Source organism: Adhaeribacter rhizoryzae (assembly GCF_008629685.1).
Classification (GTDB): Bacteria; Bacteroidota; Bacteroidia; order Cytophagales; family Hymenobacteraceae; genus Adhaeribacter; species Adhaeribacter rhizoryzae.
This window is the reverse complement of the sequence record NZ_VWSF01000001.1, coordinates 596,727-608,480: the sequence shown is the minus strand read 5'-3', so window position 1 is coordinate 608,480 and position 11,754 is coordinate 596,727. Positions and strand designations below refer to the sequence as shown.

Below are 11,754 nucleotides of genomic sequence, written 5' to 3'. Positions count from 1 at the left end.
TATTTAGAAGCGCAGACCCAGCGTGAGCAGGTAATTGCGGGTGGCTTGCGGGAAATAATAATTATAATCGTAGCGGGTAGCGTCGCCGGAATATTGTTCGCTGAAAGTGTAGCCGTTGGCTTCGTACTTGGCATTAAATAAATTATTCAGCAGCAAACCTACTTCCAGCTCGCGCATAAAAGAAGGCTTTACCACGTAGCGCAAACGCAAATCGGCAACCTGGTAACCGTTTATTTTACGGGTTTCGCTGGCGGTATTATCTAAATATTGCTTGCTTACGGTTTTGTAAAGCAATGCTGCTTTCAAACCTTTCAGCGGCTGCACTTCCAGTTTGTGGGTCGATACAAAGTTCGGTGAGAAAGAAATATCGGTTTCGGTGTAGTTGTTTTCTACGGTGCCTTCGGGGTTGTAGTCGGCATCGTAAATGTAAACGGTTTCGGTGTAGTTCTGTATTTTATTCCGGCTTAAGCTTACCGAACTGCTTATTTCTACCCGATTATACAGGTTTAATAAGCCGGCTAACTCCACGCCGGTGCGGTAGCTTTCCTTTATATTGGTGCGCAGCGGCGAGCCGACATCGTTTAATTGTCCGGTAAGTACCAACTGGTTTTTGTAATCCATGTAATAATAATTCGCATCGAGGCTGTACCCAATCCGGCGGCCGGTTATTTGGGGGTTATTGCCCCGCAGGCGGTAACCAGCTTCCAGGTTATACATGGTTTCGGCTTGGGGCGAACCCGCTCCCTTCCGGTCTACGAAATCGCTGCGCACGGGCTCGCGGTTGCCCACGGCATAAGAAGCATACAAAGTCTGGTTAGGCGATAAAGCATAAGTAATGCCGCCTTTCGGGTTGAAGAAATTAAAATTTGCTTGTTGGGTTACATCGCGTTGGTTGTCGTCGGTACCGTCGAGTTCATAATTAATGGTGCGGTATTGCAAATCGCCGAACAAGCCTAACTTATCGGTTAGCTGATAATTTACTTTGCCGTAAATATTAAAGTCGGTTTTTAAAGCGGTGCCTTCGTAATACCGCTGCCGGATTTCACTATTGGAGGCGAACCGCGCCCAAATTACTTCGCCAAAATGGTCTCCGTCGTATTTATTCCAGGCACCGCCCAAAGTAGCAGTAAAGCGATCGTTCTGCGGATTATAATTCAGGGCGTAAGTAACACCGTAAAAATAATTGTCGAGCCATTTCTGCCGAATCAGGTCGGTGCGGCTAATGGTGGTATCGCCTAACACGACTGCCGGCAAATTATAGTTGGCTAATTTCTGATTGTTCTTATACTGCTCGTAATAACCCCGGCCGCGGGTAAGGTGGAAAGCGCCACCCAAATCGAAATATTTAGCCAGGTTTTTAGAGAAGTGTAACTGGTAATGATCCTGCTGGTAGTTATCAGTTTCGTTGTCGTAGGTTAGCGAATTATAGGTACGGTCGGTTTCTAATTTATCTTCGGGTACGCCGTTCCAGGCCTGGTAAGTTTTTTCTTTACCCGAGAACGAAACAAAGCGCAGCATACCGGTTTTACCTAAATAACCCGCCGAAAAATAATAAGACTTCAGATCAGAGAAAGCCCGGTCGATGTAACCATCGGAAGATATTTTAGACAGCCGCCCATCAAACGTAAATTTGTCTTTAATCAGCCCGGTACCAAAACTAACCGAATGACGGCGGGTATCGAAAGAACCAATAGAATTAATGGCTTCGGCGTAAGCTTCCTGGTTAAAACCCAGCGTCCGAATATTTAAGCTCGCCCCGAAAGCGGCGGCCCCGTTGGTAGAAGTACCTACCCCCCGCTGCACCTGTATGTCCTGCACCGAAGACGCCAAATCGGGCATATTCACGAAAAAAGTACCATGCGATTCGGCATCATTCACCGGAATACCATTTACCGTTACATTAATGCGGGTAATATCGGAGCCCCTAATGCGGATACCGGTATAACCTACGCCGGCTCCGGCATCGGAATTAACTACTACCGAGGGCGTTTGTTCGAGTAAATAAGGCAAATCCTGGCCAAAATTCTGTTCCTGAATCTGCGCTTTGCTTACGTTGGTATAAGTAGTGCCGGTTTTTTCGTTGGCCCGTGTTGCCGATACAATTACTTCTTCGGTGCGGTAACTGGTAGGGCGCAAGTTTATATCGAGCGTGATGTCTTGTTCTACCGTAAGGGTTCGTTTATCTACGGAATACCCAATGTATGAAATTACCAGGGTTTGAGACCCACCCGGAATATTAGTTAACCTGTAAAAACCCTGGGCATCGCTGGTGGTGCCAAATTGGCCCAACTGCACGGTAGCGCCAATTAAAGGCTGCTGGGTTTGAGCATCGGTAATTTTACCGGTTACGGCATACTGCGCAAAAACCAATACCGGACACAGAAAAATAAACCAAAAGAATGTAATTTTTTTCATCCTGCTAAAATTTAAAAAATATTGTTGCGCAGGAATGCCCCTCAAAAGAAGGAAAGAAGAAGAAAGTAACCGTTTTCCCTTCGCCGGCATTACCCGGATCAGGTTCAATGGGTATGATCTCAGCCCGTTTTATTAAGGCACCCCTAAACTAAGATCAAAGGTATATGCTTCTTTAAACATTAAAAAGGATAACTTTCTTTTTTTAAATTGGGTCCAAAAATATTCTTGAAATAAATTTAATACAACTATAAAAAATCATAAACCAAAACCGGCTCCTTGCGTTATTAAACCTACGCCCCTTCACAAATGACTTTAGCCATTTCGTTGATTTTCAGGCACAAAACGCGGTATTCATTCTGGATGAAATTTATATGATTAGCTTATTTTATACCTTCGCCGTTTTAACCATTTTGGCTTACTTTATGGTGATGCCCAAAAAGAAATTTAATAATCCGCCTTCCGAAGGAAATGATGACGATGGCGGCGAACCAATTGGCTACGATTTACCGGATTTGGATTTACCGCCGGGCATTAGTTTACCCATCAACGATTTTGAACCGGATTACAACAAAAAGCCAACGCGGGTTTTCGTGGATCAGGATGGGGCCCTGGTATTTTCGAAGTAATCCGCTGCTACTACCTCTTTAGGTTTAATTAGGAATTTCCGGGTTTAGTCCGCGCAAATACTTATCTAAAAATATTGACTTATGGCCTTTTATAGGTTGGTTAAGAATATAAAATATTAAAATAGAGGAGCTGAATATTTAGCTCCTCTATTTTTTTGATGAATTTTAATGAACCCGAATGGTATAAGCGCAGGAAAATGCCTCGCCGGCGGCTAACTTTTTAATACCTTCTTTTTGCGTTAATTCACCATTATCGCCTACGCTGCTGGCAATGCCGTGCCAAGGCTCCAGGCAAATAAAACCCGCACCAGGCTGCTTCGTCCAGATGCCGAAATAAGGAAAACCTTTAAACTCGAAACTTAGGCCGTGGTGATGCTTTAAATTTTTTAGCTCTATTTTTTCGGAAGCAAGATTTTTAAATACCAGCGCATCGTGCAAAAATAAATCGTACGAGAGCGGCAGTTTAATTTCGTTTTTCAGCAAAGGCTCTGTTTTGCCGTTCAGCAAACCCAGTTCTAATAAATAATGTGCTTGGTTTTCCGGCTGGTCAAATTCCAGGTAATAATCCGCAAAAAATTCGCCGGGCAGCAACGGACAGTTAAAAGCCGGATGCGCGCCAATCGAAAAATATAGGTCTGCCTCGGCCGGATTTTGAACCGCATAGGTTGTTTCCAAAGCATTTCCTTCGAGCCGGTAAATTATTTGCAACCGAAACGGGAATGGATAAACTGCTTTTGTTTGTTCGGAATCCTTCAGCTCAAATATTAATTCTTTTCCGGATTGGCTAACCAGGGTAAAATCCAGATCTCGGGCAAAGCCGTGTTGGGACAGTTCGTAGGTTTTGCCTCCGTAGCTAAATTTACCACCGGGTAATTTACCTACTACGGGAAATAATACCGGTGCGTGGCGGGGCCATATTTGCGGATCGGCTTGCCAGATATATTCCAGGTTCGTCTGTTTATTCCGGAAGCTGCTCAGTTCGGCACCGGCGGTTTTCACCCCTACTTTATAGTTATCGTTTTCCAGGTAATGTAGCATGAGCAACTAATTTAGAATTAAAAAATACTATGTGCTGTCGCAAGTTTAGCGAAGCGTAACTTGTGACTTTGAATAAAAGGAAGTTTCCAACTTCTTGCCAGTTGAAAACTGGCCTTTATAAAATAGGTCCAAGTTACACTTCGTTAAACTTGAACCAGCAAAATGAGTAATATTCTCATTAACGTGAAAGTCTTTGAATCTAACTATAATCGAAATATTACTTAACTAACGGTTCAATATACGTCAAAGCATTTTGTAACCGCTCGTCTTGGCTGCCCGAAATTTGCACAAAAGGAAAACCATGTAACTCTAGTTCTTTTTTATACCAGTCGTAAAAAAATTGCCGCAAATGCGGATGTTCCCGTTGCTCGTCAGCCTGCCAGGGCAAATCCACATCCATCAGCAGGTATAAATCGAAATCCTGCTTTTCCAGGGCTGCCAAAATCCAGGCCGGGCAATAGCCAAATGCGTGCGTAAACCAGATTTTTATCACGAGTAAATCAGTATCGGCGAATAATATTTTATTGGCGGTTGGTACTGCAGCTTGTACGGTTGTTAGTTGCCCGCGGGCAATATTTTCGATATCCTGGGGCGTGTAGCGCTGCGGCAATTCGGCAATGTAAGTCCGGGCAAATTCGGGTACCCAAATGGTATTGTAATGCGCCGCCAGTTGCGTTGCCAGCGTCGATTTACCCGTCGATTCGGGTCCGGTAATGGCTACTTTTAAAATAGGTACTGACAAGCGGTTTGTTTTGGTTTTTAGATCCGAAATTTGGCTAATAAATATTAAAACTGTAACCGGAAGGTGCAGCCGCCATTTTCGGGTGAATGTACGGAAATTGTGCCGTTGTGTAACCGCATTATTTGTTTGGAGAGGCTCAGGCCAATGCCCGAACCAGTTTTTTTGGTGGTATAAAACGGAATAAATATTTTATCCTGTGCTTGCTTGTTAATGCCCGGTCCGTTATCGGTTACTTCCAGCACCAGCCTTCCTTTTTCGTTTTGGTAAGCCAATAAATTTATTTGTTTGTTTTGTTGGTCTTGCATGGCCTGAACGGCATTCTTGATTAAATTAATAAGTACCTGCTCTACTAAATTTTCGTCGGCTACTAAAATAATGCCGGGCGGCGGTGCCTCAACCTGTAAAAGAATGCGGTTTGCTTCTAATTCTGTTTTCAGCAATAAGGCCAGCCGGTTAAATAAATTGGCTAGGTGAATATAATTTAATTGCGGGGTGGGTACCTGCGTAAGGTTGCGAAAATCGTGTACAAATTTTACCAGGCCTTCGCTGCGCCGCTGAATGGTTTGCATAGCCAACTCAATATCACCCAAGTCTTCTTTCCGGATTTGGTGGTTTTGGTCGGGATGCTGCCGGTGATCGGTTAGCTCTTCGCTTACACTCGCCGCCAACGACGAAATAGGCGTTACCGAATTCATGATCTCGTGGGTCAGAATTTTAATCAGGTTTTGCCAGGCTTCCATCTCTTTTTCTTCGAGTTCCTGCTGAATATTCTGTACCGACAATAACCGGTATTCCTCGCCCCGCAGCCTTATTTCAATAGCATTTACCGATAGCTGCACCATTTGCCCGCCCTGCTCCAGTTTAAGCAAAGTTTTTTCGCCGTGCGGGAGGTGCAGCAGCGTTTCGGTAGCTTTGGCATCCGATAAATTTAAATCGTGGAGGTTGTGCAACTGGTTTACGCCCAGCAGCCGTTTGGCCGCCGTGTTTAATAAATGAATTTGCCCGTTTTTTTTATGATACGAAATAATGCCGGTGCCTACGTGGTGCACCAGCGTGCGGTAATAATGCGCATCGGCTTCTTTCTCGGCGCGTATTTCCCGGAATTTTTGCAGCACCTGGTTAAATTTCAGGTGCAGTTTATCAAACACTTCGCCCTCGCCGCGGGGCGAATAAGTCTCGGTAAAATCGTCGTAATGAATAGAATCGAGAAATTTATTTAGCTGCTGGTTAGATTTTTCGAGGTATCGAATCAGAAATATTATTTGCAGCAATAGTAATACGCTCAGAAAAATAAGCGTACCGGTAAAGCGGGCCTGAAAATCTAAGTACAGGAAAAGCCAGAGTGTGCAACCCAATGCCAGCACCCGCAGCACCACCTGCACCCGGAAATTCTTAAAGCTCATATTTTTCTAAACGCCGGTAAAGCGATGCCCGCGACAAGCCCAGTTCTTTTGCTACTTTCGAAATGTTGCCGTTAAACTTTTGCATGGCCCGCCGCACCGTATCTTTTTCCATTTCGTCGAGGTTCAGGGTATCGGGTTCTTCTTTTAAAGCGGTATTTACAGGCTCTTCCAGAAAATAAAAATCTTCGGCCTGTAGTCGGGCGTTAGTACTAATAATAGTGGCGCGCTCAATTACGTGCTGCAATTCCCGAATATTGCCCGGCCAGGTATAACGCTGCAATTTTTTCAGTCCCTCCGGCGAAATGGTTTTAAGCGGGCGTTTGTATTTCTGGCTGTACACTTCTAAAAAATGCATTACCAAAGCCGGAATATCTTCGGCGCGTTCGCGCAAAGCCGGCAACTGCAACTCTACGGTATTAATGCGGTACAATAAATCCTGCCTAAATCTTTGCTCCTGCACCATTTTGTACAAGGGCATGTTGGTGGCGCAAATCAACCGCACATCAATCGGAATAGGTTTATTGGTGCCTACTCTAATAATTTCTCGCCGCTGCAACACCGTTAATAATTTAGCTTGCAAGGCCAACGATAAATTACCAATCTCATCTAAAAACAAAGTACCGCCGTTAGCAATTTCGAAGCGGCCAATGCGGTCTTCGCGCGCATCGGTAAAAGCGCCTTTTTTATGCCCAAAAAGCTCGCTTTCAAACAAGGTTTCGGTGACGGCGCCCATGTCTACGGTGGTAAAAACCTTATGCGCCCGCAACGATTTTTGGTGAATGGTGCGGGCAATTACTTCTTTGCCGGTGCCGTTTTCGCCTAATAATAAAATATCCGCATCGGTATCGGCCACTTTGTCGATCATCCCGAACAAATATTGCATGCGGTGGCTTTGGCCGGTAATGAGCGTAAAAGGTTGCTGATTCAGTTCGGTGAGGGCCGAGTTTTTCTGCTGCAGGCTTTCTACTTCCTGGTAAGATTTTTTTAGTTTAGCCGCCGCCGAGAGTGTGGCAATTAATTTTTCGTTTTGCCAGGGTTTTAGCACAAAATCAGTAGCACCTTCTTTCAGGGCGCGCACGGCCATTTCTACGTTGCCGAAAGCCGTAATCATAATTACTACCGCTTTGGGGTCTATTTTTAATATTTCTTTCAACCAGAAAAAACCTTCGTTGCCGCTCGAAATATCTTCGCTGAAATTCATATCCAGCAGAATAATATCAAACTTTTCCTGGCTCACCAGAAAAGGAATGCGTTTGGGATTTTTTTCGAGAAAAATGGTAGGCGTGTGCTTTTTCAGGAGCATTTTGGCCGCAAACAAAACGTCCTCGTTATCGTCGATGATTAATATTTTGCCTAAGTTATTTTCCAATGTTGTGCCGGAGTATATACGTTTGTTTATCCGAAATAATGCCAGTGTTTAAGATTGGCTTGCCTGGCTTAATTTAGGCTTTTTTGTATTAAATATTGCGCAAAAGTGTTCGGCGGTGAACAAAACAGGTGTTCAGAACTGAACACCTGCGGAATTTAAATATTGGTTTAGGTTTGCCAAGCTATTAAATAAATATTGGCTTGCAACCAAGCGCCAAAGGTTAGGGTCTGTTTTTATAAAGGCATTACTTTTATAAAGCTAACTGTATGCGCAAAATAGGCTATATTCTGGGATTGCTGCTGCTCCTGAGCTGCGAAGAAGCAGCAACTACGCACCCCATTAGTTCTACCATTCAGATAGAACCCGCTGAGGTAAATATTGCTAACGAAAAAAGAATTTTTCTGTACTGCGCTACCGAACAAACGTACACCTGCTCTAATTTCAATTTGCTTACCACGCAGGAAGTTCAGCCAAATTTTTTCCGGATTAATTTTTCTGGCATCGATAAAATTAATTATTGCGCGAATGCTTTAGGGCCGGCCCGCGCCAAAATTGATTTAGGTGCTTTACAAAACGGTGATTACACGCTGGAACTGAATGGCAAAACGTTCCGGAATAGCGGCACCTTAAAAATTACTTCTACCGAAATAAAATTAGATTTCCCGACTCAGGACGGTATTGCTATTATGCAGAAGGTTTTTAAACGCTGATTTTTTACCCAGAACCAACTGTGTAAGCAATATTAAGTTTTTTGGCAACCAGCAGCTGGTTAAACATTAGCGATACATTACCCGAAGATTAATAAAATATTAGGCATGGCTATAAACCAATACCAATGCCGCTCGTTTTTAATTGAACCTCTAGTTGCTTTTCGGTAGCCTTACAATTGTTGGTCAGAATAACGGCATAAGCATCTACTTGCCCTTTTTCTTCTTCCATAGCCCTATAAATCTCTTTTGTTTTACGCAATATATGCTCCGAGTTGGTTTTGTAAACGCTCCTGGCCTGCGTTATACGCGCGGTTTCTTTTTCCTGAGCCGCCTTAACAAATTCTTTTAATTGGCGCAGGTAATTTGTTTCGCCTTTAGCCAGCACCGGCGGCTCTGTACCGGAAACAGGACTTACGTTATTGTCAGATGCGTTTGATAATTCCAGAATTGATAATTCCAGAATGGGATGTACCAGGTCCAGAAAGGATTTATGACCTTCTTCGGTAGCTGCTAAAACCGCTTTAAATTCTTTTAATTCGGCCCGGTACCCGACGAGGCGGGCTAAATATTCATTCTTTTTCTTCTTCCAGTTTTTCAGCAACGAAACAAGTTCAATATTAATTTTATCCAGCTCATATTTAAGCTGCATAGGGCTTTTAACGAAATCAGTAGACATAAGAATTGAAAAAAAGGCGGCGTTCCGGTGCAGTAACAGCGCAACTACTACTGAAAGCAAAAATATTGCGGCAGTAAATTATTGCGTAAGAAAAAAGAGAGAGTAGTTTATCAGGAAATGGCTTTCAGGTAGTTTAAGCCTTTTTGGGTGATTACGTATTGTTGTTTTATAGAATTCCGGTTTCGATCCTGGTCCGATTTAATAAATCGTTGCTTCAACAACACGGCCACATACCTTTTGTAATTATCAGTAGAAACCGGTACCTGAATGTGTTCTAATATGGTTTTCTGGTTCTGCGGTTCTAAACAAAACTCCAGCATCTCTTTTTTAACATCGTCCAGGGGTATTATTTCTTTACTCGCTACCATACTTTACACTTTAATTTAAAATTTATTATAAAAAATATTATCTAAACAATGGTTATTTAACCATGCTTCCGATTTTTCAGCAACAAGTCTTCGGGGTTAAAAGTCGCCTCTTTCAAGGCCATGCCTTCGTACCAGCGGCAGTTGTAAAGGCCGGTTTTGGTTAGGTAATCAACGGTCATCATTTTATTACCAGATTTAAGAATTACGGAATCACCCGTTTTGAAATTTTTAGGCATGTTTTTAAAATAAAAGTTGGTTAATAAGAAATTTAGCGCGGTAGATGAAGGCAGGTAATAGCAAGGCAGCATGAGGCTGGCCGAAATATTTAGAAGAGCCAGGTACCTGGTTTCAGAAGTTATATATTACTAAAAGTTAGCAAAGAGAATTTATTCTCTTCGCTAACCAGGAATATTGTATAAGCACAAGGCCTATTACTTTTTTTCGATGGAATTTCCCACCGGGGCTGTTTGCGGCACTAACTGCCGCTGAGGCACCAGCAATTTGCGTACTGCCTCTGCTATATATTTAAGATTAATAACCATTCCGGCTACAATCAACAAAGAAAACAAGAATATTAAGTTCATAAGCTGGTTGTTATATTAAGGTATACGTTAACTATTTTTTTTAACTGTACTTCGTTCAAAATAAAAGATTTATTTTAAACCGGCCGGCTAAAACATCTGCTTCAGCCAACCTTTAACCAGGCAAAAAACTACCCGGAATTAAATATTATTAATAGGTTACTTTACGGCTGCGAAGCCCAGAATAATATTAATAATTTAAGAATGTTATGGTAAACCTACGCAGCCATTAAAGCTTGCTTTTCGCGCTCTGAATAAGCGTGTTTACCAAATTTTTTAAGCATCCGGTAATGCGATCGCAAGGCGGCTCCAAATGAAGGGCTTTCGAGGTAAGGCAAGTTAAATTCCAGAGCCGTTTTTTTTAATATAACCGAAATAGCCGGGTAATGAATATGACAATATTTGGGAAAAAGATGATGCTCTATTTGCCGGTTCAGGCCACCAAGTAAAAAGCCGGCCATTTTGCTTTGCGTTGAGAAATTAGCCGTGGTCCGCATCTGGTGGTCGGCCCAGGCTTCTTCCATGTTGCCTTGTACATTGGGCACCGGAAAATCGGTACCTTCTACTACGTGCGCCAACTGAAATACCAATCCCATTACCAATCCTTCGGCCAGGTGCATACAAATAAACCCAATCAGAAACTGCCACCAGGTAATATTTAACACCAGCAACGGCAACCCGATAAAGAAAAAATAATAAATAGCCTTGTAAAAGAACAGGTTAAAATATTCTTTTTTAGGATGCTTCGGGCTGGCATGTTCTCCTATTTTTTTCTGAAAAAACTTGACAAAGTCTTTGCGGAACACCCAGGAAATAGAAGCAAAACTATACAAGGCAAAAGCGTAAAGGTGCTGATACCGCTGCAATTTATTTACCTTTTCTTCTTCCGAAATCCGAATGAGGCCTTTGGCTACATCAATATCTTCGTCGTGGCCCGGAATATTGGTATAGGTATGATGCACCACATTATGCGTAATGCTCCACACGTACGGACTAGCCCCAATGAGATTAAATACAAAACCAAATACTTTGTTTACTTTCTGGTTAGCAGAAAAAGAGCCGTGCACCGCATCGTGGCAAATATTAAAGCCAATAAAGGCACAAAAAACGCCCAGCAGCAAAGCCAGCCCAAACATGGTCCAGAGGCTAAACTGGTTAGATAAAATAAGCAGATAAAGCGTTAAAAAACCGGTTAAGTAAAATATTACTTTACCCCACATGGCCGTATTGGCATGCTTCGAAATATTGTTTTCTTTAAAATAGTTATCGACCCGTTGCCGGACAGTTGCAAAAAATTGAGATTGATGCGTGTTTATGAATTTTACTTTTGATGACATATACTATAGTTGGGAATAAATAAAAAATAAAAAGAGAAATTCCCGCAACTAAGGTTATCAAAAATATTACCGTGCCGGCATAGCAGATAATGAATTAGATTAAATTAACAGAAGGTCTTTTTACAGGCGGCCACAAACTAAATCTTTGACCGATAGAATATTAGGATAAAAAGCAATAATACAGCCAGCCCTGAAGCCCTATCCGTAATACTACTTATGTAACGAGCAAAGCTACGTATTAATTCATAGTTATGGGTAATTTAAATTCGCTTGAAGTAAGAAGTTTGTTTTATTTAAATAATATGGCTGCTAAAGCGCGCGCTGGCTGCTTAGAAATAAATACTTTTCTCCAGCTATTACAAAACCTGTTCACGCCCGAACAGCAAACTGTTCAACTATGAACAGGCAACAAGCTGCTTTGTTTAATAAATATCTGATAATCAATAAATTATTTTAATGGCATATAAATTGGCCTAAGTATTAAGACTA

Annotated in this window: 12 protein-coding genes and 1 riboswitch; of the genes, 2 read left to right on the top strand and 10 right to left on the bottom strand. The window is 42.4% G+C overall.

Annotated features, from left to right (window positions below; genetic code table 11):
- Window positions 1-3 precede the first annotated feature (3 nt).
- On the bottom strand, window positions 4-2,415 hold the full coding sequence (locus F0145_RS02460) for a TonB-dependent receptor (RefSeq protein WP_150086507.1): 2,412 nt from the start codon (window positions 2,413-2,415) through the stop codon (window positions 4-6).
- Window positions 2,416-2,473: 58 nt separating this feature from the next.
- Window positions 2,474-2,570, bottom strand: a riboswitch (TPP riboswitch).
- A gap of 216 nt (window positions 2,571-2,786) precedes the next feature.
- Here F0145_RS02460 and F0145_RS02455 point away from each other — a divergent pair.
- Window positions 2,787-3,041 carry a hypothetical protein gene (locus F0145_RS02455; RefSeq protein ID WP_150086506.1) on the top strand — a complete coding sequence of 85 codons (255 nt, stop codon included), beginning with the start codon at window positions 2,787-2,789 and terminating at the stop codon, window positions 3,039-3,041.
- Window positions 3,042-3,206: 165 nt separating this feature from the next.
- On the opposite strand, the gene F0145_RS02450 is transcribed toward F0145_RS02455, so the two are convergent.
- The 4 genes from F0145_RS02450 to F0145_RS02435 all read right to left on the bottom strand — a co-directional run bounded on the left by F0145_RS02450 (window position 3,207) and on the right by F0145_RS02435 (window position 7,593).
- Window positions 3,207-4,079, bottom strand: coding sequence for an aldose 1-epimerase family protein (locus tag F0145_RS02450; RefSeq protein ID WP_150086505.1), 873 nt, complete (start codon window positions 4,077-4,079; stop codon window positions 3,207-3,209).
- Between the two features lie 217 nt (window positions 4,080-4,296).
- A complete protein-coding gene (locus F0145_RS02445; protein ID WP_223815773.1) occupies window positions 4,297-4,821 on the bottom strand; it encodes an AAA family ATPase in 525 nt (174 codons plus the stop codon).
- 44 nt (window positions 4,822-4,865) lie between these two features.
- On the bottom strand, window positions 4,866-6,224 hold the full coding sequence (locus tag F0145_RS02440; protein ID WP_150086503.1) for a sensor histidine kinase: 1,359 nt from the start codon (window positions 6,222-6,224) through the stop codon (window positions 4,866-4,868).
- A complete protein-coding gene (locus F0145_RS02435) occupies window positions 6,214-7,593 on the bottom strand; it encodes a sigma-54-dependent transcriptional regulator (RefSeq protein WP_150086501.1) in 1,380 nt (459 codons plus the stop codon). The genes F0145_RS02440 and F0145_RS02435 overlap by 11 nt, the downstream gene beginning before the upstream one ends.
- 266 nt (window positions 7,594-7,859) lie before the next feature.
- Here F0145_RS02435 and F0145_RS02430 point away from each other — a divergent pair, with 266 nt between their 5' ends.
- A complete protein-coding gene (locus F0145_RS02430; RefSeq protein WP_150086499.1) occupies window positions 7,860-8,303 on the top strand; it encodes a hypothetical protein in 444 nt (147 codons plus the stop codon).
- Window positions 8,304-8,412: 109 nt separating this feature from the next.
- On the opposite strand, the gene F0145_RS02425 is transcribed toward F0145_RS02430, so the two are convergent.
- The 5 genes from F0145_RS02425 to F0145_RS02410 form a co-directional block, all read right to left on the bottom strand.
- Window positions 8,413-8,979, bottom strand: a complete 567-nt coding sequence (locus tag F0145_RS02425; RefSeq protein WP_150086497.1) for a hypothetical protein — start codon at window positions 8,977-8,979, stop codon at window positions 8,413-8,415.
- 110 nt (window positions 8,980-9,089) lie between these two features.
- Window positions 9,090-9,347: a winged helix-turn-helix domain-containing protein gene (locus tag F0145_RS02420; protein WP_150086495.1), complete on the bottom strand. Its 258-nt coding sequence runs from the start codon at window positions 9,345-9,347 to the stop codon at window positions 9,090-9,092.
- Window positions 9,348-9,403: 56 nt separating this feature from the next.
- Window positions 9,404-9,583 (bottom strand): DUF2158 domain-containing protein, encoded by a 180-nt coding sequence (locus F0145_RS02415; protein ID WP_190277449.1) that lies wholly within the window; start codon window positions 9,581-9,583, stop codon window positions 9,404-9,406.
- A gap of 195 nt (window positions 9,584-9,778) precedes the next feature.
- Window positions 9,779-9,931: a hypothetical protein gene (locus F0145_RS26060; RefSeq protein ID WP_190277448.1), complete on the bottom strand. Its 153-nt coding sequence runs from the start codon at window positions 9,929-9,931 to the stop codon at window positions 9,779-9,781.
- Between the two features lie 215 nt (window positions 9,932-10,146).
- Entirely contained in the window at window positions 10,147-11,265 is a 1,119-nt protein-coding gene (locus F0145_RS02410; RefSeq protein WP_150086491.1) for a fatty acid desaturase family protein, read from the bottom strand.
- Between the last annotated feature and the right edge of the window lie 489 nt (window positions 11,266-11,754).